The following is a 20,537-nucleotide window of genomic DNA, read 5'->3' on the forward strand; positions in this document are numbered from 1 at the left end:
GTCAGCCCACCAGCGCGACGCCGTCCGGATCGAGTTCCAGCTCGACCGCGTCCCCGGCGCGCAGGTCGGACGCCGCCGGGGCGACGGCGTCCACAGTGGACTCTTCGAGCCGCACGACGAGCCGCACGTGCTCGCGCCGGTGCACCGCCGCGACGACCTCGCCGGGCACGCCGTCGGCCGCCACCCGCAGCGCGTGCGGGCGCAGGCCGAGCCGCACCGGGCCGTCGTCGGCGTCCGGGAGCGGGACGTCACCCAGTGGCGTGTGCGCCACCCCGCCCGCCACGACGCCGTCCACGAACGTCGTCACGCCGAGGAAGCGCGCGACGTCGTCGTCCGCCGGGTTGCGCCAGACGCGCCGGACCGCGCCCTCCTGGCGGACCTGGCCGTCGTCGAGGACGGCGACGCGGTCGGCCAGCGTGAACGCCTCCTCCTGGTCGTGCGTCACGAGCAGGGCCGTGATCTTGCTGCGCCGCAACAGGTCCGCGAGGTCGATGGCCAGCTGCTCGCGCAGGCCGGCGTCCAACCCGGACAGTGGCTCGTCGAGCAGCAGCAGCCGCGGCTTCGGCGCCAGCGCCCTGGCCAGCGCCACCCGCTGCGCTTGGCCGCCGGACAGTTCCGTCACCCGGCGCTTTTCGAAGCCCGTCAGGCCGACCAGGGCCAGCAGCTCGGCGACCCGTGCCGCCCACTGCGCGCGTGGCACGCCGTGCATCCGCAGGCCGAACGCGATGTTCGCGGCGACGTCGCGGTGGCCGAACAGCTGGCCGTCCTGGAAGACGAGGCCGAACCCGCGGCGGTGCACCGGCACCGCGCCGAGGTCTTCGCCGTCCCAGCTCACCGCGCCCCGCGCCGACGGCTCCAGCCCGGTGATCGCGCGCAGCAGCGTCGACTTGCCCGAGCCGGACGGCCCCAGCAGCGCCAGCACCTCACCGTCGGCGATGTCCAGCCGGACGTCGCGGACCGCCGCGAACGATCCGTAGTGGACGGTCAGGTCCCGCACCGACAGCGCCATCAGAACTCTCCCACCCGGCCGCGTCCGAGCCGGTCGATCAGCGCGACGGCCAGCACCGTCACGAGCATCAGCACCGCGCACGCGGCGTACGCCATCTGGTTGTTCAGCTCGCCGGGGCGTCCCATCAGCGACGCGATCGCGACCGGCAGCGTCGGCGCGGCCGGCCGGGCGAGGAAGCTGGTGGCGCCGAACTCGCCGAGTGCCACGACGAACCCGAACCCGGCCGCCGCGACCAGTGGGCGCAGCGTCAGCGGCAGGTCGATCTCGCGCCAGACCCGCAGCGGGCTCGCGCCGAGCGTCGACGCGGCCTGCCGCAACCGGACGTCGACCGAGCGCAGCACCGGCAGCACCATCCGCACGATCAGCGGGATGATCACCAGCGCCTGGGCCAGCGGCACGAGGTAGGGCGACGTCCGGAGGTCGCCGGGCAGCGCGTCGAGCGTCACCAGGTAGCCGAACCCGACGGTCACCGCGGACACCCCGAGCGGCAGCATCAGCACGGCGTCCATCGTCTCGCCGAGCCCGCGCGCGGCCTTCGCCGGCGAGCGCCGCAGCGCCACCAGCACGACGGACGCGAGCACGCCGACGACCATCGCGAGCAGCGTCGCGTCGATCGCCACCTTGAGCGAGTTGACCGCGGCGTCCCAGCCGGAAACCTGCAGCGCGCCCTTCTCTCCGGTGGTGGTCAACGCTCGATAACCGGCCAGGCTCCAGCCGTTCCCGGCGGACACCGATTCGGCGAGCAGCGCGACGATCGGCGTCAGCAGCAGTGCGAGCACCACGCCCGCGGCGACGACGACCCACCACTCCCCGCGGCGGGGTCGTCGCACCCGGCCGGACCCGGTCCGGGCGCCGTCCTTGCGCCGTCGCGCCAGGCCGCCGAGCACGAGCGCGGCGACCACGGCCGCGAACTGGATCAGCGAAAGCGCGGCCGCGCCCGAGAGGTCCAGGAGGTCGACGGTCCGCAGGTAGATCTCGGTCTCGAGGGTCCGGTACTTCGCGCCACCGAGGATGAGCACGACGCCGAAACTGGTGGCGCAGAACAGGAACACGACGGCCGCGGCGGACGCGATCGCGGGGGCCAGCGCGGGCAGCGTCACCGACCGGAAGGCCCGCCACGGCGACGCGCCGAGCGCGCGGGCGGCGTCGGTCGTCCGCGGGTCCAGCCGGGCCCACAGCCCGGCCACGGTCCGCGCGACGACGGCGACGTTGAAGAAGGCGTTGGCCAGCACGATCGGCAGCACGCCGCCGTCCGGCCAGAGCGCCCGGAACGCCAGGCCGACGACCACGGTCGGCAGCACGAACGGAACGAGCACCAGCGTCCGCGCAAGACCGACGCCGGGCAGCTTCACCCGGGCCAGCAGGAAGGCCACGGGCAGCCCGGCGACCACGGCGACGACCGTCGAGGCGGCCGCCGTCGCCACGGTGAAGCCGGCCAGCTGCCAGGTGCGCACGTCGCCGAGGACGGTGTCGAGACCGCCCGCGGCGAACCCGCGGCCGATGATCGCGAGCACCGGCCAGGCGAAGAACACCACCAGGAACCCGATCGGGGCCAGGCCGAGCAGCGCCAGGCCGAACCCTCGAGCGGTCCTCGGCGGGGCCAGGACCGGTGGTTTTCGGTGGTTCCGGGCGGCGGAACCCCCGGCCCGAGGCGACGCCTCGGATGTCACTGCACGAGCGTGCGCCATTCGCCGATCCACTTCTCGCGCCCGGCTTGGACCTGGTCCGCGGGCAGCGTCTGCGGCTTCTGCGGCAGCGGCGCGACCTGCGCCCAGCCCGCGGGCAGCTCGACGTCCTGCCGCGCCGGGTAGACGTACATGTTCGCCGCGACGGTCGTCTGGAACTGCTGCGAGAGCAGGAAGTCCACGACCTTGCGCGCGCTGTCGGTCTGTTTGCCGTTCGCCAGCACGCCGGCGTACTCGACCTGCCGGTAACAGGTGTCGAGCAGCGCCTTGGTGCGCGGCTTGCCGTCGTCACCGACCTCGGCGGCGGGCGAAGACGCGTACGAGACGACGATCGGGCGCGGCCCCTTGCCCGCCGAGCCGGAGAAGTCCTTGGTGTAGGCCTCTTCCCAGCCGCTGACGACCTTGACCCCGTTGGCCTTCAGCTTGCTCCAGTAGTCCTTCCAGCCGGCCTCGCCGTACTTCGCGATCGTGCCGAGCAGGAACGCGAGCCCCGGGGACGCCGTCGCCGGGTCCTCCGCGACCAGCAGGTCCTTGTACTTCGGGTCGGCGAGGTCGTCGTAGGTCCCGGGCGCCGGGATGCCCTTGCTCGTGAAGTAGTTCGTGTCGACGTTGACGCAGACGTCGCCGACGTCGACCGCGGAGAGCCGGTGCTCGGGGTCGACGGCGTAGCGCTGCGGCCCGCGGTCGGCCTCGGGGCTGGTGTAGGCGTCGAAGACGCCCTCCTTGAGCGCGCGCGAGGCGAAGGTCGAGTCGACGCCGTACGCGACGTCCCCGATCGGGTTGGCCTTGGTCAGCACGAGCTTGTTGGTCAGCGAACCGGCGTCGCCCTGCTTGAGCACGGAGATCTTGATGCCCGACTGCTTCTGGAAGGCGTCGAGCACCTCCTGCGGCGCCAGGAAGGAATCGTGCGTCACGAGGGTGACGGTGGGCGTCTGCTGGGTGCCGCCGTCGCCGCTCGACAGCGAGCACCCCGCGGTGACGGCCCCCGCGACGACAACGGCCGTCGCGGCGCGCGCAGCCCTGCGTTTCATCTACCCCTCCTGCACTTCACCGGACGAAGAGGGGTGAAGCCCTCCCTTCGCCGGCATGATCCGGTCAGGTGCGAACGGTCGCGGATACCCGCCTCTCAGCCCGGCACCGGCCGGACTCCCGTGGCAACCGTGCAGCGTAGTCCAGGACGTAAGACCATGGAGACATGACGGAAATCTTGAGCGACTCCGAGGCCGACGAACGCTTGGGCACGGGCTGGACCAGGTCGGGAGCGGTGATCTCCCGCGAGGTGGAGCTCGCCTCGTTCCCGCAGGCGATCGAGGTGGTGGACCGCGTGGCGGTGCTGGCCGAGCAGGCCGACCACCACCCGGACATCGACATCCGCTGGCGCACGCTGACGTTCCGGCTCTCGACGCATTCGGCGGGCGGCCTGACGGCGAAGGACTTCTCACTGGCGGCCCAGATCGACTCGGTGCTCGACTCGGTGTGACTTCGGTAACTCTGGGTGCACTTTTTCGCGGTTTCGACGTCTCTCGGTAAACGACCTTTGCTAGGAGAGACGGATCATGACGCAGGCGATCGTGGTGGGCACGGCGGCATTCGCGGCGATGGTGGCAGCGGCCGGCGGCGTGCTCTGGTTCACCGCCCGCGGCCGTCGTCACCCGGATGCCGGTGAGTTCGATCACAGCCGCTAACGAAGGGCATGATCAGCGCGCTGAGCAGGGCGGAAGCATCGGTTTTCGGCCCAAGGAAACGCCATGAACAGCACCGCCGCCCTCACCCCCGCCCAGCGCGCCTGGATCAACGCCCTCGCCCCCGCGGTGGTGCTGATCACGATCGCCCTGATGGGCATCATCGGCTGAGCCGGACCCGCCGATCGAGCGCCGTCGCCCTGACTCCCAGTGCGGCGGCGTACTCGTCGGAGTGGCTGTCGCTACCCGGCTAGCTGGATCTGCTCCGGCGGCGGGAACTCCGCTGGGACGTCGTCACTCACGGACCAGTACTCGAGTCCCGACAGCCGCCCTTCCTCGGCGAACACGATGATGCCGCCGTCGGGTGCGTCGGCCTCCACCACCAACCGGCCGTCGAGGTCGGCCGCGAGCAGGGCCGGGTCCACCACGAGGTCGATCGTCGGGCACCCACAGGCGCAGGTTCCGGTGACCCGCGCCGTGGGCAGCTGGGCACGCAGCCGCGGCGCGCCGGGGAAGTCACCGGCGAGCAAGTGGTCCAGCACGGCTCGCTCGGCCGGCGACAACGGCCGCGTCATACGTTGAAGCGGAACTCCACCACGTCGCCGTCGGCCATGACGTAGTCCTTGCCCTCCATGCGGACCTTGCCCGCCGCTCGGGCCGCTGCCATCGAGCCGGCCTCCATCAGGTCGTCGTACGAGACGATTTCCGCCTTGATGAAGCCGCGCTCGAAGTCCGTGTGGATGACGCCCGCCGCCTGCGGGGCCGTTGCGCCCTGGGGGATCGTCCAGGCGCGGGACTCCTTCGGGCCCGCCGTCAGGTACGTCTGCAGCCCGAGCGTGTGGAAGCCCGCGCGGGCCAGCGCGTACAGGCCCGGCTCCGGCTGGCCGACGGACTCGAGCAGCTCGCGCACCGACTCCTCGTCGTCCAGCTCCAGCAGCTCCGCCTCGACCTTCGCGTCGAGGAACACCGCGTCCGCCGGGGCGACCAGCTTGGTCAGCTCCTCGCGGCGGGCTTCGTCGGTGAGCACCGACTCGTCCGCGTTGAAGACGTAGAGGAACGGCTTCGTCGTCAGCAGGCTCAGCTCGCGCAGCGCGTCGAAGTCGACTTCCTTCTGCGCCTGGAAGAGCGTGCGCCCGGCGTCGAGGATCTCCTTCGCCTTCTGGGCGTTGTCCAGCGCGGGCTTGTTCTCCTTCTTCGTCCGCGCTTCCTTCTCCAGCCGCGGCAGCGCCTTGTCCAGCGTCTGCAGGTCGGCGAGGATCAGCTCGGTGTTGATCGTCTCGATGTCGCTCGACGGGTCGATCCGGCCGTCGACGTGCACCACGTCGGGGTCGTCGAACACCCGGATGACCTGGCAGATCGCGTTGGCCTCACGGATGTTGGCGAGGAACTTGTTGCCCAGCCCGGCACCCTCGGACGCGCCCTTCACGATGCCCGCGATGTCCACAAAGGACACCACGGCCGGGACGATCTTCTCCGACTTGTGCAGCTCCGCCAGCTTGTCCAGCCGCGGGTCCGGCAGCGGCACCACGCCGACGTTCGGCTCGATCGTCGCGAACGGGTAGTTCGCGGCGAGCACGTCGTTGCGGGTCAGCGCGTTGAACAGGGTGGACTTGCCGACGTTGGGCAGGCCGACGATACCGAGGGTGAGGCTCACGACCCCGCAGTCTACGTGGCTCGCCCCCGCCGCCCGGCGTGCACCCAACGCGGCGTCGGATTTCCGCCAGCAACGGCCCTGACCTGCTGGCATGCTCGGATTCATGGTCACCGACACGCTCGCCCTGTGGCGGGACGCCGAACGCTGCTACCGCGTGGTCACCGCCCGCGACTCGCGTTTCGACGGCCAGTTCATCATGGCGGTCCGCACCACCGGCATCTACTGCCGCCCGTCGTGCCCGGCCTCGACGCCGAAGGAGCAGAACGTCCGCTTCTTCCCGACGTCGGCGGCCGCGCAGGCCAACGGCTTCCGCGCCTGCCGCCGCTGTCTGCCCGACGCCGTCCCGGGCTCGCCGGACTGGAACGTGCGCGCCGACCTCGCGGCGCGCGCGATGCGCCTGATCTCCGACGGCACGGTGGAGCGTGAAGGTGTCCCCGGCCTCGCCCGGCGCCTCGGCTACTCGGAACGCCAGCTCGGCCGGGTGCTCACTGCCGAGCTCGGCGCGGGCCCGCTCGCCCTGGCCCGGGCCCACCGCGCGCACTCGGCGCGGCTGCTCATCGAGGTGTCCGGGCTGCCGCTCACCGACGTCGCGTTCGCGGCCGGCTTCTCCAGCGTCCGGCAGTTCAACGAGACGATCCGCGAAGTGTTCGCCACGACGCCTTCGCAGCTTCGCGCCTTCGCCGCGTCACGACGACGCCAAGGCGAGGTGAGCGGAACCCGCTTGAGCCTGCGGTTGCCGTTCCGGCCGCCGTTCGACGCGGCCGGGTTGCTTCGCTACTTCGCCGCGCACGCGATCCCGGACGTCGAAGAGGTGACTTCGACCGCCTACGCGCGGACGCTCCGGCTCGCCCACGGCACCGGCCTCGTCCGGCTGACCCCGGAGCCGAACCACGTCCGCTGCGAGCTGCTGCTCACCGACCTGCGCGACCTCGGCAGCGCGGTGAGCCGGGTCCGCCGGCTGCTCGACCTCGACGCGGACCCCGCGGCGGTCACCCGCGTCCTCGGCGCGGACCCGGCGCTGGCACCGGTCGTCGCGGCGGTGCCGGGGATCCGGGTCCCGGGGGCCGTCGACGGGGACGAGCTGGTGCTCCGCGCCCTGCTCGAAGGTCCGCCTCCGCCGGGCGACGAGGTGCCGGGCGAGTGGGGCGTGACCGGGCTCTTCCCGACGGCGGCCCAGATCGCGACAGCCGGCTGCGGCGCGACCGTGACCGGCGTCGCCGCCGCACTGGCCGAGGGCCGACTGGACATCCACGTCGGCCGCGACGCGGCGGAGCTGCGTGCCGACCTGCTCGCGTGCCCGGGAATCGATGCCGCCATCGCCGATCACGTGCTCATGCGCGTGCTCGGCGCTCCGGACGTGCTGCCGGCCGGCGACGCCGAGGTCCGCCTCGGCGCCGAGGCACTGGGTATCCCGCCCGCCTCGCTGCCGGAGCGGGCCCGCGCGTGGACGCCGTGGTGCTCCTACGCCGGGATGTACCTCCGGCACGCGGCCTGACCCTGCACGCCCTGCCACAGCGCGCCCGCACGTGAACACCGTGGTGCTACGCCGGAACGTACCTCCGCCACGCGGCCTGACCCGGCCTCAGCCCTGCTCGCCCTGCCACAGCAACGCCTGCGCGACGATCACCTGGTCACCGTCGAACGTCGCGGACGGCGAGCCGTACAGGCGGTACCCGAGCTCGAGCGCCTCGCTGACCCGGTGGCAGAACTTCGCGTCGTCCGGGCCGGTGAGCAGACGGTAGCGGGGCAGGTCGTTCGGCGGCTGGTCGGTCATGCCTTCATCTTGTCCGAGAATTCAGCCGGCCCGCACCTCCAGCGTCGAGCCCGTGCGGGCCTTCCGGACCCGCAGCCGCGTCGGGATGCGCTGCCGCAGTTCCTCGACGTGCGAGACCAGGCCGACCACCCGGCCGCCCGCGCGGAGCTCGTCGAGGATGTTCATGACGACGTCGAGGGTTTCGGCGTCCAGGGTGCCGAACCCCTCGTCGACGAACAGGGTGTCCAGCAGCGCGCCACCGGTCTCCCCCGCGACGACGTCGGCCAAGCCCAGAGCCAGGGCCAGGGACGCGAGGAACGACTCGCCGCCGGACAGTGTCTTCGCCGGGCGGATGGTGCCCGAATAGTCGTCCAGCACGTCGATGCCAAGCCCGCCCCGGGTGCCGCGTGCCCCGGCCGCATCGGAGTGCACGAACGAATACCGGCCCTGGCTCATCGTGCGCAGCCGGTGCGTGGCGGCGACCGCCACCTCTTCCAGCCGCGCCGCCAGCACGTACGAGCGCAGCGACATCTTCCGGCTGTTCTGCCCGCGCCCGTTGACGACCTCCGCCAAGGCTTTCAGCTCGGCGTACGCCGCCTCGGCCGGCGCGAGCCCGGTGAGGGCCTTGCGCAGCAGACCGGCCAGCCGTGTCAGTTCTTCGTGCTGGGCCGTCGCGACTCGCAGCGCCGCATACGCGGAGTCGGAGCGGGCCCGGGCCAGCTCCGCCGCGTCGGCCGCACGGCCGACGTCCGCGACGTCCTCCGGCGAGATCCCGAAGAGGTCCGGTTCGGACAGCAGGGCCCGCGCGCCCGCCGCGGACGCCTCGGCCTCGGCGATGCCCTGCTCCAGCTTCTCGATCTGCTCGTCCGGCAGCATCGCGGCCCGCGCCTTCTTCAGCGACGTGAACCCCTTCGCCTTGACCGCCGCCTCGACCAGGGCACGCTGTTGCGCGACACGTTCCCGGGCGCCCGCGACGGCGGTCCGGGCCTCGGCGACCGCTTCCAGAGCCTCGGCCAGCCCGATGAGGTGCACGCGCCGGGCACCGACGTCCGCGAACTCGCCGCGGCCGGCGACCAGCCGGCGTTCGCGCTCGGCCAGCCGTTCGTCCAGGGCCCGGACGTCGGTCGCCGCCTCGGTCATTTCCTGTTCGGCCTTGCGACGGCGGTCCGTCCGGACCTCGAGGTCGCGCTCCAGCAGCACGACCTGCTGACCGAGCTTGGCCTTGCCGGCCGCCTGCTCGGTCAGGGCGGCGACGGCGGAGCGTGCTTCGGCCAGCTCCGCCGTGATCGACTCGGCGGTGCGCCCACCCAGCCGGTCCAGCAGACCCGCCAGCCGCGCTTTGGCCTCTTCCAGCGCGACGACGACCCGCTGCCGCACCGCGTCGGCCGCCTGCTCGGCCTCTTCGGCGGCACGCTCCTCGGCCGGGTCGACGAGGGCGATGTCCCGGTTCGCCGGCGCCGGGTGCTCGGCCGACCCGCAGACCGGGCAGGGCGCCCCGTCAGGCAGCGCGGCGGCCAGCTCGGCCGCCATCCCGTCGAGCCGCCGCTCGCGCAGGTCGAGCCGACGCTGGCGAGCCGCCTGGTGGGTGTCGACGACCTCGCGCAGCTTCGCCTCACCGCGTCCGACTTTCGCCTGGGCTTCGGGCAGCTCACTTGCGTCGCGCGCGAAGGCCCGCAGCTCCTCGACCTTGGCCTTGGCGCCCTCGAGCTTGGCCTCGGCTTCGGCCGCTTCGAGGGCGTCCGCCCGCAGTTCGGCGAGCCGGCCGGGGATCTCGGCCAGCTCGGCCGTCAGCGCTTCGACCTGCCGCTGGGCGGTGACCGCGGCCAGCTTGCGGTCGTCGCGCCGCATGATGTCGAGCCGCTGCAGCTCGGCCTCGGCGACCAGTTCCGCGACCGCGCCGGCCTCTTCGCGCGCGGTGGCCGCCCGCGCCTTCAAGTCCCCGGTCGCGCGGGTGCCGAACTCGCGCAACTGGGCGCCACAAGCCTTTTCCGCCTGCTCGGCCTCGGTCAGCTCGGCGGCACGCCGGTCGAGCAGGTCAGCCTCCACCGCGACCCCGGCCGCGCGCCGCGCGGCCGCGACCTCCTGCGCCCATTCGGCGCGCTGCGGCGCCTGCTCGGTGATCTCGACGAGCCGCAGGTGCGCGGTCCGGACCCGCCGGATCTTCTCGGCGCCGGCGCGTTCTTCCTGCAGGTAGACGTCCGCGCGCTGGGCCGCCGCCCGCGTGCGCTCCTCTTCGGCCGTGACCTGTCGGACGCGCTCGGCGGATGCCTCCAGCACCGCACCGACCCACTCCGCGATATCCGCCTCTGGCGGGTCCTGCTGTGCTTCCTGCGCGTACCTCGCCAGCAGTTCGCGCACTTTTCCCTGCTGGTGCTCCAGTTCCCGGCCGCGCTCGGCACGCAGGTCGGCGAACCAGCGCTCGACGTCGGCGAAGCGTTCGGTGCCGAAGAGCCGTTCGAGGAGCTTCTCGCGTTCGGCGGTGTCCGACCGCAGGAACCGGGCGAACTCGCCCTGCGGTAGCAGGACCACCTGGAAGAACTGCGCCGCCGTCATCCCGAGCAGCCGCTCGACGGTGCGCGCGACCTCCTCGATCCGGATCAGGCCCTCCGGCGGCAGCCCAGCGGGCGCGGTGCCGATCCAGCTCAGCGACACCCGCGCCTGCTGGGTGGTCGTGCCTTCGCCGCGCCGCTTCGGCCGCTGGTACTCGGGGTTGCGCACGATCTTCAGCCGGTGCCCCTGCACGGTGAGCTCCAGCGCGACCTCGGTGACCTGGTCGGTCTCGGCCAGGTCGCAGCGCAACCGCTTGGCTTCGTTGCGGGCACCGGGAACCACGCCGAACAACGCGAACGCGATCGCGTCGAGCAACGTCGTCTTGCCCGCGCCCGTCTCGCCGTGCAGGAGGAAGAGACCGTCGGCGCCCAGCACGTCGAAGTCGACCACCTCGCGTGCGCAGTACGGCCCGAAGGCTTCGACCTCCAGCCTGTGCAGCCTCATTTCGCGAGCGCCCCCCGGTCGGCCGCTTCGAGGGCCTTGAACAAGAGCTGCTCTTCGCTCTCGGTCGGCGGGGCACCGCGGCAGTCGTCGAGGAAGCCGCGCGAGATCTCGATGTCCGACCGGCCGCGCACGGCGTCGGAGTACCGGAGCGGGGCGCCGGCATACCCGCCCTCGGGTTCCCACTCCAGGTGGACCGCGTACCGGAACCGCTCGCGCAGCCGCCGCATCGCGTCGACCGGGCGCACCCGGTCGGTGACCGTGACCGACAGGAAGTGCTCGAGGTACGCGTCGTGCGCCGGGTCGGCGAGCAGGTCGTCGAGCTCGCCGCGGAGAGTCGCCAGCGCCCGCGGCACGGGCAGCTCGTGCCGCCGGACTTCGGCGAGGCCGTGCGCGTCCAGGTCGACCAGCCAGACCGATTTGCGTTGCCGCGCTTCGGAAAACGAATACGCGAGCGGGCTGCCGGAGTACCGGAGGTGCTCGGCGAGCGTCTGCGGCCCGTGGAGGTGGCCGAGCGCGACGTAGTCGACGCCGTCGAAGACCGAGCCGGGCACCTGCTCGACGCCGCCGACCGCGATCGTGCGCTCGGATTCGGTCGGCTCGCCGCCGGTGACGAACGCGTGCGCCAGCACGACCGAGCGCACGCCCGGCCGGGTTTCGAGGTCCGCCCGGATCCGCCGCATGGCCTCGGTGAGCACGCCGGTGTGGCCGCGCGCCTCCGGCACGCCCAGCGCGTGCCGCGCCGGTTCCGGCTCCAGGTAAGGGATTCCGTAGACGGCGACCGGGCCGTGTGCGTCGTCCAGCAGCACCGGCTCGGCCAGCCCGCCGACCGTGGTGCGCAGGTGCAGCCCGCCCGCCGCCGCGAACTCCGCGAAGGCGCCGAGCCGCGGCGCCGAGTCGTGGTTCCCCGGCGTGACGACGAGCTGCGCACCCGCCGCGCGGATCCGCGCGACCGCCGCGGTGGCCACCCGGACGGCCTCGGCCGACGGGACCGCGCGGTCGTAGATGTCGCCCGCCACCAGGACGGCGTCGATCGCCTCGCCGGCCACGAGGTCGGCGAGGTGCCCGAGCACCGCTTCCTGTTCCGCGAGCAGGTCGGCGCCGTGGAACGTGCGCCCGACGTGCCAGTCGGAGGTGTGCAGGAATCTCACGGGGCCCAAGGTACGACCCGGCTCCGACGAAATCGCGAAGGCTCGCCGCCGGCTCACTCGAACGTGTGTACTAACTCGGCAGGTACCTGGGGTCGTCCCCCGCGACCTGCCGTCGCCGGGTGACGGCATCGAGCTGCTCGGCCAGCCGCGGGAGCGTGGTCGAGGCCAGATAGGTCTCGGCACCGGCGTCGAGCATGCGGTGGATCGGGCCGCGGTAACTGATCCCGAGCTCTTCGTCCTCGATCTCGGTGACCACGACGCGGGCCCGCGGGAACATCGACCGGACGTGCGCGACCAGCTGCGGGCTCGCCGGCGGGACGAGCACGACGTCGGCCGTCGGCGGCGCCGCGTGCAGGTCCAGCACCACGTAGTCCGTGCCGAGCTCGGCGGCCAGGGACGTCCGTGCCGAAGCCGGAAGCTTCATCGCGGTGGCCACCACCGTCACGCCGCCGCGGCCCGGTGGCTTGCCGGCGCCGCGGATCACCGCGACCGGCTCGCCTTCCCGCGTGAGCACCAGGTTTTCGCCGGGCCCGAGGGCGTCGATCAGCGCCACGACGTCCTCGGGCAGGTGCGTCACGTCGATCCGCCGTGTCATCGCCCACCCCCGTCTTCAGGACGCGCGGGATCGTCTTCGGTGGCCAACACGCCCACGCGAATTCCAGTTGTTCGCAGGTCAGCTACCCAGAGCGACGGTTCGGCTGCGGTTTTTGTCGGTGCCGTCCGCCATGATGTCCCCGCGGTCCGAACCAGGCGGCCCGGAGGGAGGAGGCGGAAGTGGCGACGGTGCTGACCACCGCGGCGATCGTGCTCGCGGTCCTGCTGCTGTTCGCCGTCGCGGTGCTGTGGCGGCTGTACAACGACGGGATGCGCCGGGCGGACGCGGCGGCCCGGCAGGTGGCGGCCGAGCGGGCCAAGGCGGACCAGCAGCAGCTGGCCCTGCGCCGCTACGAGGTCGCCTTCGCCTCGATCAGCGGGCGCGGCGAACTGGGCGAACAGGTCCTGGTGGAGACGGCCCGCGCGCTCGGGCTGCGCGAGAACCTGCACTTCACCCTGCAAACCGACGTGGCGGGCGGCGGCTCGGCGAAGCCGGACATGGTGCTGCGGGTGGGCGGCGACCGCGCGGTCCCGGTCGACGCGAAGGCGAGCATGGCGATCTGGGCGGAGGCGGTGGAGACCGACGACCCGGAGGAGCGGATCGACGCGTTGCGCGCGCACGTCCGTCAGGTCCGCTCCCGGGCGGCCGAGCTCGCCGGCAAGAACTACCAGCGCTGGGCGGACGCGATCTACGGCACGATCATGTTCGTCCCGTCCGACGCCGCCGTGGTCGCGGCGCTCGACACCGACCCGGAGCTGCTGCGCTGGCTCATCGACCGCCGGGTGTTCCTCTGCGGGCCGACCGGCTTCGGCGTGCTGGCGTCGGCGGCCCTGTTCGCGGCGAGCGACCGCACGCTGGAGGCGGACGTCGAGCAGGTGCGTGCGGGTGCGGCGGCCGCGCACCGGGCGGCGGGCGGCGCGGTGGACGCGCTGAACCTGTCGAGCACGCACCTCCAGCGGTTCCTGTCGGCGCGACGGCGGGAGCTGGAGGCCCTCGAGTCGTTCCGGGCGGCGGTGGCCCCGCTGACCGACGCGGCGGGCAGCCCGGCGGCGGTCCCGCAGGTGCGGAAGGGGGACGAACTGGCGGCCAGCTGACCGGACGGGCCCGGACTGTCGACTTCCGCGCTCCAGGGCCGATCGCGGGCTCAGGAACACATCCGGCGATTCGGTCAGCGCCCCGCCCGGCGGTGTCCGGCCTGGCGGGCTGACCGGCGGGTCCGCGCAGGCCTCCCACCTGCGACGACCGGCGCGCAGCGGAGTCCGCGGACGAGCCGAGCCCGAAGGACTGGACCACATCACACCACCACCCCGCGGGTCCACCGGAGTCACGCCGCCGGGTGGCTGTACCCCCACGTCGGCGGCGGTGCTGGCAAGATCTTCACAACCACGAGATACGGTGTTGTGTTGTGACCGCGATTCGCGATCGCCAGAGCGATCCAGAAGCCGACGACGTCCCCGTACCGTGGGACGAGCGTCCCGTCGTCGGTTCCGGGCGTGGATTGCCCTGGTGGGCAGCGGTCCTGATCGGCCTCGGCCTGGCGGTTCTGGGCGCTTTCGTCGCCAAGCCCAGCCAAACGAGCATTCCGGTGTTCTTCGTCGTCTGCTACATCGCCGGGGCCGTCATCGCGGTCTGCGCGGTGCGGCGCCGGGGGCTGTTCGGGCCGATGGTGATGCCGCCGCTCGTGCTGGCCGTCGCCGTGCCCAGCGTCATCCTGCTGACCTCCGGGTCCGCCGGCGACGACACGCTGTCCAAGATCCTGAGCATCGGCACCCCGCTGATCAACGGGTTCCCGGTGATGGCGATCACCACCGGCATCACGCTGCTGATCGGGTTCGCCCGGATCTTCCGCGAACGCGACCCGGACGCCCCGAAGAAGGCGAAGGCCGGCAAGCCGGACCGCCGTCGAGCGGACGAGGACGACGAGCGGCCGGCGGCACGTGCCGCGGCGACGTCGGCCGGCGGGCGGCCGCGTCCGCCGGGGTCGGGCCGCAGTGGCCAGACCCCGCTTCCGCAGGGTGCCCGGCGCGGCCGCGAAGGCGAGCCGCCCCGGCGACCGCGCCCGCCGGCCGACGGCGACCGCCGGACCCCGCGCGGAGGTGCCCCCGCCGAACGCGACCGCGGCGGCGCGCGCAAGCCACCGCCGGCCGGCCGCCGCACGCCCTGGCCGGAGGAAGGCGACCCTCGCCGTCGGGGCGGTGACGCGGCTCCGCGCCGTCGTCCGCGCCCTCCGGCGGAAGACGGCCGCGACACACCTCCGCCCCGCCGCCCCTCCGGCGGCCGGGGTGCCCCACCGCGGCGAAACCGTCCCTGGGACGACGAAGAACGCTGACAGCCAACGAAAAGGGCGGTCACCTCCGGCTGGAGGTGACCGCCCTTTTCGTGTCGGTAACTCAGACCTTCCGAAGCTCCTTCGGCGGCGCGAAGGTGATCTTCTCGTTCGCCGTGGTCACCTCGTCGACGTCGCCGTAGCCCCGCTCGGCCAGCCAGGCCAGCAGGTCCATGACCAGCTCGTCCGGCACCGAAGCGCCGGAGGTGACACCCACCGTCGTCACGCCGGAAAGCCAGGTTTCGTCGACCTCGTGCGCGAAGTCGACCAGGTACGACGCCCGCGCCCCGGCCTTCAGGGCCACCTCGACGAGACGCTTCGAGTTGGACGAGTTCGTCGACCCGACCACCAGCACCAGGTCGCACTCGGCGGCCATCGCCTTGACCGCGACCTGGCGGTTCGTGGTGGCGTAGCAGATGTCGTCGCTCGGCGGGTCCGCCAAGCCCGGGAAGCGTTCACGGAGCTGGTCGACGCGCTCCATCGTCTCGTCGACCGACAGCGTCGTCTGGGACAGCCAGATCACCTTCGACGGGTCGCGGACCTCGACCTTGTCGACGTCCTCGGCCTTGTCGACCAGCTGGACCTTGTCCGGCGCCTCGCCGGCCGTGCCCTCGACCTCCTCGTGGCCTTCGTGGCCGATGAGCAGGATGTCGTAGTCGTCCTTGGCGAACCGGTTGACCTCCTTGTGCACCTTCGTGACGAGGGGACAGGTCGCGTCGATCGTGCGCAGGTTCCGTTCCTCGGCCTCCGCGTGCACCATCGGCGAGACGCCGTGGGCGGAAAACACCACCAGCGCGCCTTCGGGCACCTCGGACGTCTCGTCGACGAAGATCGCGCCGCGCTCCCGCAGCGTCTCGACCACGTGCTTGTTGTGCACGATCTCCTTGCGGACGTACACCGGGGCGCCGTAGACCTCGAGGGCCTTCTCGACGGCGATCACCGCGCGGTCGACCCCCGCGCAGTACCCACGGGGCTTGGCGAGCAGCACCCGCTTGCCGGAAGCGGTTCCGGTGATCGTCGGGGTACCCGCGGGCTCGATTCCGGGACTCGCTGAACTCATGGCACCCAGGGTACGGGCAGCCCGGAGCCGAACTCGAAGTCCCTTTCGGGTGAGCTTCGTCCCCCTTCCGCGCTGTGCGCGGGGTCACGCAACGCGCCCGTGTCCGATGCGCTCGTCCGCCGCCTGACATCCAGGTCGACCACCGGTTTGCGGCGGGCCGCGGCGGCCTGCCCGGCACAAGCCTCACCCGTTCGGTTGGGCAGGATGGCGTAAATGCGGCAGGCTGGACGCATGAAGCCATTCCCGCTCCCCCTCCGGGTCGCCGCGGGCCTCGCCGTCAGCACCGCCGAGCGGGTTCGTGAGCTTCCCCGGCAGCTCGCCGGGCTCCCGGTGACCGTGGTCAGCCAGGTGCTGCAGGCCTCCATGCGGGTCCAGCAGCACGTCACCGAGCTGGCGATCAAGGGCGACAACGCCCTCTCGAGCCTGCGCCCCGTCGAGGACACGCCGAGCTGGGCGACCTTCGACGAGGACCTCGAGCCCGTCCCGTCCGTGCGGCCGAACCTCGCCGCCGTCGCCGACGTGCCCGAGCCGCGCTCGGAGATCAACGGTCACGTTCCGTCAGCAGCCGAGCTCGAAGCGGAACTGGGTGACCCGTGGGCCGATGAGGAGCGCGCGCTCGCCGAGGACCACGAAGACGGCGAGTTCGACGCGAGCCCGGCCGCCGGCGGCAACGGCCAGGTGACCGGCCCGGCGGGCCTCGCCAACTACGACGAGCTGACCCTGCCCCAGTTGCGCGCGCGGTTGCGCCGGCTCACGATCCCGCAGCTCGAGGAGATCCTCGAGTACGAGCGCGGGCACGAGAACCGGTCGTCGTTCACCGGGATGCTGGCCCGCCGCATCGGCAACGCCCGCAAGGCCGAAGAAACCGGCGACGACGCGGAAGGCCAGTGACCGAAACCGAAGCGAGCACCGCCGAGAAGCCCTGGCCGGTCCGCACGGTCGCGCGCAAGATCGGCGACTGGGTGCACCGGCTCGGCACCGTCTGGGTCGAAGGCCAGGTCACGCAGGTCAACTCCCGGCCGAACACGCAGACCGCGTTCCTGACGCTGCGCGACCCGTCGGCGGACGTCTCGATGTCCGTGACCTGCCCGAACTGGCTGATCCGCGAGATGGAACCGCCGCTGCGCGAGGGCGCGAGCGTGGTCGTGCACGCGAAGCCGTCGTTCTTCTTCGGCCGCGGCACGCTCAGCCTGCGCGCCGACCAGATCCGCGCGGTCGGCATCGGTGAGCTGCTGGCCCGGATCGAGCGCCTCAAGAAGCTCCTGACCGCCGAAGGCCTCTTCTCGGCCCAGCGCAAGCGGCCGATCCCGTTCCTGCCGAAGGGCGTCGGGCTGATCACCGGCCGCGCGTCGGCGGCCGAGCGGGACGTCCTGGCCAACGCGCAGGGGCGGTGGCCGCACGTCCGGATCAAGGTGCTCAACACGGCCGTGCAGGGCTCGCAGGCGGTACCGCAGGTCATGCGTGCGCTGCGGATCTTCGACGCCGACCCCGAGATCGACGTCATCGTCATCGCCCGCGGCGGCGGCAGCGTCGAGGACCTGCTGCCGTTCTCCGACGAGGCGCTCTGCCGCGCGGTGTCGGCCGCGGGCACGCCGGTGGTCAGCGCGATCGGGCACGAGCCGGACACCCCGCTGCTGGACTACGTCGCCGACCTGCGCTGTTCGACGCCGACCGACGCCGGCAAGCGGATCGTGCCCGACCTGCGCGAGGAGACCGAGCGCGTCCGCCAGATGCGCGACCGCGGGCGCCGCGCGCTGCACGGGTGGGTCGACACGCAGGCGCGCCTGCTCACACAGCTGCGCAGCCGTCCGTCGCTGGCCGACCCGCTCGGGCCGGTCCAGCGGCGCCAAGACGACGTCGACGTGCACCGCGAACGCGCGCGGCGCGCCATGCTGACGCTGCTCGCCAAGGACCAGGCCGAACTCGCGAGCTCCCGGGCCCGGCTGACCGCCCTCGGCCCGGCCGCGACGCTGGCCCGCGGGTACGCGGTCGTGCAGTTCGTCGACGCCGAAGGCAACCTCCAGGTACTCCGCTCCGTCTCCGAAGTCGAGGCCGGTGCCCAGCTGCGCGTGCGGGTGGGTGATGGCGCGATCGGCGCGGTGGCGGAAGGAGAGCAGGGGTGAGAGCGACGTTCCTCCCGCTCACCGTGGACGCGGCCCGGCGCGTGGGGGCGCGCCCGCTGCTGGACCAGGCGGTGCGCACCGACCGGGCGGCCGCCGAGTGCTGGACGGCGCTGCTCGCGGGCTGCGGCACCGCCGCCCGCCGCGACCTGGGCCCGCAGCTGCGGCGGCTGTCCGAAGCGACGTCGACGCAGGTCGGCTCGCGCTGGTGGTTCGCCGAGGGGGCCGGGCACCGCAGGCGCGTCGCCCGCGCGCAGGAGAACCTCGAAGAGGCGATCGCGGACGGTGACGGGCAGGAGTTCGCCCTGGCGTTCGTCGGGTACGACCACGCCATGGCGAGCGCGGTAGTGTGCGCGAACAGCGTGCCAGCCCAGAAGGTCGGAGAACACCGAGCGTGAGTGAAGCAGCCAGCGAGGAACTCGGCTACGAGCAGGCCCGCGACCGTCTCGTCGAGGTCGTCCGGGAGCTGGAAGCCGGGGGGTTGTCCCTCGAGCAGTCGCTCGCGCTGTGGGAGAAGGGCGAGAAGCTCGCGAAGGTCTGTGAGCGCCATCTCGAAGGCGCCCGCGAGCGGATCGAAGCCGCCCTCGCGTCGGTGGAGGACGACTCCGGGCAGTGACGTTTGCCATGTCTTCGGCATCGGGAAACCGGACAGGGATCTGACAGACTGTTGACCCGCCAGGTCCACGATCCGGGAGGCAATGATGTCCGCCGCAGAGAGTCGTCGTGAAGCGCCCGACCGCAACCTCGCGATGGAGCTGGTCCGGGTCACCGAGGCCGCCGCGATGGCGGCCGGCCGCTGGGTCGGCCGCGGCGACAAGATCGGCGGGGACGGCGCGGCCGTCGACGCGATGCGCCAGCTCGTCTCGACGGTGTCGATGCGCGGGGTGGTGGTGATCGGCGAGGGCGAGAAGGACGAAGCGCCCATGCTGTTCAACGGCGAAGAGGTCGGCAACGGCGACGGGCCGGACTGCGACGTCGCGGTCGACCCGGTCGACGGCACGACCCTGATGGCCAAGGGCATGCCGAACGCCCTCGCGGTGCTCGCGGTGGCCGAGCGCGGCGCGATGTTCGACCCGTCCGCGGTGTTCTACATGGAGAAGCTGGCCGTCGGGCCCGAGGCCGCGGGCAAGGTCGAGCTCGGCGCGCCGATCGCGGAGAACATCCGCCGGGTCGCCAAGGCGAAGAACAGCAGCGTCGGCGACGTCACGGTGTGCATCCTGGACCGCCCGCGCCACGAGCAGCTCATCAAGGAGGTCCGCGACGCCGGCGCGCGGATCCGCTTCATCTCCGACGGCGACGTCGCGGGCGCGATCGCCGCGGCCCGCCCGACCACCGGCGTCGACATGCTCGTCGGCATCGGCGGCACGCCGGAGGGCATCATCGCGGCCTGCGCGATGAAGTGCCTGGGCGGCGAGCTGCAGGGCCGGCTGTGGCCGAAGGACGACGCCGAGCGCGAAAAGGCCATCGCCGCCGGGCACGACCTCGACCGCGTCCTGCTGAACGACGACCTCGTGCGCGGCGACAACGTCTTCTTCTGCGCCACCGGCGTCACCGACGGTGACCTGCTGCGCGGCGTCCACTACCGCGAGGGCGGCGCGACGACGCAGTCCATCGTGATGCGGTCCAAGTCCGGGACCGTCAGAATGATCGACGGCTACCACCGGCTCACTAAGCTGCGGGCGTACTCCTCGGTCAACTTCGACGGCCACCTGGACACGCCCGACGACGACGTTGTGCCCCCGCTGCCGTAAAGGAGCTCCGTGACCAGGCGCCTGCTCGCCCTGCTGGTTCTCGCACTCGTCCTGGTCCCCGGCACCGCCGCGGCCGGCCCCGGCATCGTCGGGGGCGGCGACGCGGACCAGCCGTACCCGTTCGCGGTGTCCCTGCACTCGTCGACGGGCAAGCTGTTCTGCGCCGGCGCGCTGATCGCGCCCACCTGGGTGGTGACGGCCGCGCACTGCGCGTTCGACAAGACGCCGTCCGCGGTCTCGGTGCGGGCCGGGACGAACGACTCCGGCCAGGGCGGCGAGGTCGCCAAGGTCGCCGACATCATCGTGAACCCGGCCTTCAACACGCAGAGCCCGGCCGGCGACATCGCCCTGCTGCGCCTGGCGGCACCGGCCAAGGCTGCGCCGATCGCGCTCGGGACGACCGCGTCGCCGGGCACCGCGACGCGGATCCTCGGCTGGGGCCAGACGTGCCCGAAGGTCGGCTGCGGCCAGATCCCGACGACGCTGCAGCAGCTCGACACGCACATCGTCGAGGGCACGAAGTGCACGTCCACGTTCGACGGCACGGCCGAGCTGTGCACGGACAACCCCGGCGGCAACGCCGGGGCGTGCTTCGGTGACTCCGGCGGCCCCGAGGTCGTCCGCGACGGCGACCACTGGCTGCTCGTCGGCGTCACCAGCCGCCCGGGCAACAACGACCCGCAGTGCGCGACGGCGCCGTCGATCTACACGTCGGTGGTCGCGTACGCGCCGTGGATCGCCGAGAAGACGAAGGCCTGAC

At 72.6% G+C, this 20,537-nt stretch carries 21 protein-coding genes and 1 riboswitch; of the genes, 11 read left to right on the forward strand and 10 right to left on the reverse strand.

Translation table 11 applies throughout. From position 1 onward, the window contains the following. Position 1: 1 nt before the first annotated feature. The 3 genes from ACYVLJ_RS01780 to ACYVLJ_RS01790 form a co-directional block, all read right to left on the reverse strand. Entirely contained in the window at positions 2-1,009 is a 1,008-nt protein-coding gene (locus ACYVLJ_RS01780) for an ABC transporter ATP-binding protein (RefSeq protein ID WP_460437521.1), read from the reverse strand. After that, the gene (locus tag ACYVLJ_RS01785; protein ID WP_460437996.1) at positions 1,009-2,565 is read right to left on the reverse strand and encodes an ABC transporter permease; all 1,557 of its coding nucleotides are present in this window, start codon (positions 2,563-2,565) and stop codon (positions 1,009-1,011) included. The genes ACYVLJ_RS01780 and ACYVLJ_RS01785 overlap by 1 nt, the downstream gene beginning before the upstream one ends. 110 nt (positions 2,566-2,675) lie before the next feature. Next, a complete protein-coding gene (locus tag ACYVLJ_RS01790; RefSeq protein ID WP_460437522.1) occupies positions 2,676-3,725 on the reverse strand; it encodes a thiamine ABC transporter substrate-binding protein in 1,050 nt (349 codons plus the stop codon). Positions 3,726-3,749: 24 nt separating this feature from the next. Next, positions 3,750-3,857, reverse strand: a riboswitch (TPP riboswitch). A 32-nt stretch (positions 3,858-3,889) separates the two neighbouring features. On the opposite strand from ACYVLJ_RS01790, the gene ACYVLJ_RS01795 reads away from it, so the two are divergent. Then, positions 3,890-4,174: a 4a-hydroxytetrahydrobiopterin dehydratase gene (locus ACYVLJ_RS01795; RefSeq protein ID WP_460437523.1), complete on the forward strand. Its 285-nt coding sequence runs from the start codon at positions 3,890-3,892 to the stop codon at positions 4,172-4,174. 76 nt (positions 4,175-4,250) lie between these two features. Further along, positions 4,251-4,379 carry a hypothetical protein gene (locus ACYVLJ_RS01800; RefSeq protein ID WP_451968128.1) on the forward strand — a complete coding sequence of 43 codons (129 nt, stop codon included), beginning with the start codon at positions 4,251-4,253 and terminating at the stop codon, positions 4,377-4,379. 239 nt (positions 4,380-4,618) lie between these two features. On the opposite strand, the gene ACYVLJ_RS01805 is transcribed toward ACYVLJ_RS01800, so the two are convergent. Together ACYVLJ_RS01805 and ychF are read right to left on the reverse strand one after the other, a co-directional pair. Next, the gene (locus ACYVLJ_RS01805; protein WP_460437524.1) at positions 4,619-4,951 is read right to left on the reverse strand and encodes a hypothetical protein; all 333 of its coding nucleotides are present in this window, start codon (positions 4,949-4,951) and stop codon (positions 4,619-4,621) included. Next, the gene (gene ychF / locus ACYVLJ_RS01810; protein ID WP_451968132.1) at positions 4,948-6,030 is read right to left on the reverse strand and encodes a redox-regulated ATPase YchF; all 1,083 of its coding nucleotides are present in this window, start codon (positions 6,028-6,030) and stop codon (positions 4,948-4,950) included. The genes ACYVLJ_RS01805 and ychF overlap by 4 nt, the downstream gene beginning before the upstream one ends. Positions 6,031-6,133: 103 nt before the next feature. Here ychF and ACYVLJ_RS01815 point away from each other — a divergent pair, with 103 nt between their 5' ends. Next, positions 6,134-7,525, forward strand: a complete 1,392-nt coding sequence (locus tag ACYVLJ_RS01815; protein ID WP_460437525.1) for a DNA-3-methyladenine glycosylase 2 family protein — start codon at positions 6,134-6,136, stop codon at positions 7,523-7,525. Between the two features lie 87 nt (positions 7,526-7,612). Here ACYVLJ_RS01815 and ACYVLJ_RS01820 read toward each other — a convergent pair whose 3' ends face one another. The 4 genes from ACYVLJ_RS01820 to ACYVLJ_RS01835 all read right to left on the reverse strand — a co-directional run bounded on the left by ACYVLJ_RS01820 (position 7,613) and on the right by ACYVLJ_RS01835 (position 12,520). Then, positions 7,613-7,804, reverse strand: coding sequence for a DUF1737 domain-containing protein (locus tag ACYVLJ_RS01820; protein WP_451968136.1), 192 nt, complete (start codon positions 7,802-7,804; stop codon positions 7,613-7,615). Positions 7,805-7,825: 21 nt separating this feature from the next. Then, positions 7,826-10,777 (reverse strand): sbcc family protein, encoded by a 2,952-nt coding sequence (locus tag ACYVLJ_RS01825; protein ID WP_460437526.1) that lies wholly within the window; start codon positions 10,775-10,777, stop codon positions 7,826-7,828. After that, a complete protein-coding gene (locus tag ACYVLJ_RS01830) occupies positions 10,774-11,925 on the reverse strand; it encodes an exonuclease SbcCD subunit D (protein ID WP_460437527.1) in 1,152 nt (383 codons plus the stop codon). The genes ACYVLJ_RS01825 and ACYVLJ_RS01830 overlap by 4 nt, the downstream gene beginning before the upstream one ends. 70 nt (positions 11,926-11,995) lie before the next feature. Then, positions 11,996-12,520: a hypothetical protein gene (locus ACYVLJ_RS01835; RefSeq protein ID WP_460437528.1), complete on the reverse strand. Its 525-nt coding sequence runs from the start codon at positions 12,518-12,520 to the stop codon at positions 11,996-11,998. A 179-nt stretch (positions 12,521-12,699) separates the two neighbouring features. On the opposite strand from ACYVLJ_RS01835, the gene ACYVLJ_RS01840 reads away from it, so the two are divergent. Together ACYVLJ_RS01840 and ACYVLJ_RS01845 are read left to right on the forward strand one after the other, a co-directional pair. Next, on the forward strand, positions 12,700-13,614 hold the full coding sequence (locus tag ACYVLJ_RS01840; RefSeq protein WP_451968144.1) for a DNA recombination protein RmuC: 915 nt from the start codon (positions 12,700-12,702) through the stop codon (positions 13,612-13,614). 311 nt (positions 13,615-13,925) lie between these two features. Beyond that, entirely contained in the window at positions 13,926-14,849 is a 924-nt protein-coding gene (locus tag ACYVLJ_RS01845; protein ID WP_460437529.1) for a DUF6542 domain-containing protein, read from the forward strand. Between the two features lie 61 nt (positions 14,850-14,910). Here ACYVLJ_RS01845 and ACYVLJ_RS01850 read toward each other — a convergent pair whose 3' ends face one another. After that, positions 14,911-15,906: a 4-hydroxy-3-methylbut-2-enyl diphosphate reductase gene (locus ACYVLJ_RS01850; RefSeq protein ID WP_460437530.1), complete on the reverse strand. Its 996-nt coding sequence runs from the start codon at positions 15,904-15,906 to the stop codon at positions 14,911-14,913. A gap of 231 nt (positions 15,907-16,137) precedes the next feature. On the opposite strand from ACYVLJ_RS01850, the gene ACYVLJ_RS01855 reads away from it, so the two are divergent. The 6 genes from ACYVLJ_RS01855 (at position 16,138) to ACYVLJ_RS01880 (ending at position 20,536) form a co-directional block, all read left to right on the forward strand. Continuing rightward, the gene (locus ACYVLJ_RS01855) at positions 16,138-16,797 is read left to right on the forward strand and encodes a lipid droplet-associated protein (protein WP_451968150.1); all 660 of its coding nucleotides are present in this window, start codon (positions 16,138-16,140) and stop codon (positions 16,795-16,797) included. Next, positions 16,794-18,029, forward strand: a complete 1,236-nt coding sequence (xseA, locus tag ACYVLJ_RS01860) for an exodeoxyribonuclease VII large subunit (RefSeq protein ID WP_460437531.1) — start codon at positions 16,794-16,796, stop codon at positions 18,027-18,029. Before ACYVLJ_RS01855 ends, xseA begins: the two co-directional genes overlap by 4 nt. After that, on the forward strand, positions 18,026-18,424 hold the full coding sequence (locus ACYVLJ_RS01865) for a hypothetical protein (RefSeq protein WP_451968154.1): 399 nt from the start codon (positions 18,026-18,028) through the stop codon (positions 18,422-18,424). The genes xseA and ACYVLJ_RS01865 overlap by 4 nt, the downstream gene beginning before the upstream one ends. Continuing rightward, positions 18,421-18,642: an exodeoxyribonuclease VII small subunit gene (locus ACYVLJ_RS01870; RefSeq protein ID WP_451968156.1), complete on the forward strand. Its 222-nt coding sequence runs from the start codon at positions 18,421-18,423 to the stop codon at positions 18,640-18,642. The genes ACYVLJ_RS01865 and ACYVLJ_RS01870 overlap by 4 nt, the downstream gene beginning before the upstream one ends. Before the next feature lie 82 nt (positions 18,643-18,724). After that, on the forward strand, positions 18,725-19,777 hold the full coding sequence (gene glpX, locus ACYVLJ_RS01875) for a class II fructose-bisphosphatase (protein WP_451968158.1): 1,053 nt from the start codon (positions 18,725-18,727) through the stop codon (positions 19,775-19,777). Between the two features lie 9 nt (positions 19,778-19,786). Continuing rightward, on the forward strand, positions 19,787-20,536 hold the full coding sequence (locus ACYVLJ_RS01880) for a S1 family peptidase (protein ID WP_460437532.1): 750 nt from the start codon (positions 19,787-19,789) through the stop codon (positions 20,534-20,536). The last annotated feature ends 1 nt before the right edge of the window (position 20,537 follow it).

This window comes from Amycolatopsis stemonae (assembly GCF_054781455.1).

Bases quoted from the DNA above. Each gene is read 5' to 3' on its own strand.
- ACYVLJ_RS01795 (WP_460437523.1), top strand. From the start codon at position 3,890: ATGACGGAAATCTTGAGCGACTCCGAGGCCGACGAACGCTTGGGCACG.
- ACYVLJ_RS01855 (WP_451968150.1), top strand. From the start codon at position 16,138: ATGAAGCCATTCCCGCTCCCCCTCCGGGTCGCCGCGGGCCTCGCCGTC.
- ACYVLJ_RS01780 (WP_460437521.1), bottom strand. From the start codon at position 1,009: ATGGCGCTGTCGGTGCGGGACCTGACCGTCCACTACGGATCGTTCGCG.
- ACYVLJ_RS01825 (WP_460437526.1), bottom strand. From the start codon at position 10,777: ATGAGGCTGCACAGGCTGGAGGTCGAAGCCTTCGGGCCGTACTGCGCA.
- ACYVLJ_RS01815 (WP_460437525.1), top strand. From the start codon at position 6,134: ATGGTCACCGACACGCTCGCCCTGTGGCGGGACGCCGAACGCTGCTAC.
- ACYVLJ_RS01790 (WP_460437522.1), bottom strand. From the start codon at position 3,725: ATGAAACGCAGGGCTGCGCGCGCCGCGACGGCCGTTGTCGTCGCGGGG.
- ACYVLJ_RS01835 (WP_460437528.1), bottom strand. From the start codon at position 12,520: ATGACACGGCGGATCGACGTGACGCACCTGCCCGAGGACGTCGTGGCG.
- ACYVLJ_RS01850 (WP_460437530.1), bottom strand. From the start codon at position 15,906: ATGAGTTCAGCGAGTCCCGGAATCGAGCCCGCGGGTACCCCGACGATC.
- ACYVLJ_RS01800 (WP_451968128.1), top strand. From the start codon at position 4,251: ATGACGCAGGCGATCGTGGTGGGCACGGCGGCATTCGCGGCGATGGTG.
- glpX (WP_451968158.1), top strand. From the start codon at position 18,725: ATGATGTCCGCCGCAGAGAGTCGTCGTGAAGCGCCCGACCGCAACCTC.
- ACYVLJ_RS01805 (WP_460437524.1), bottom strand. From the start codon at position 4,951: ATGACGCGGCCGTTGTCGCCGGCCGAGCGAGCCGTGCTGGACCACTTG.
- ACYVLJ_RS01820 (WP_451968136.1), bottom strand. From the start codon at position 7,804: ATGACCGACCAGCCGCCGAACGACCTGCCCCGCTACCGTCTGCTCACC.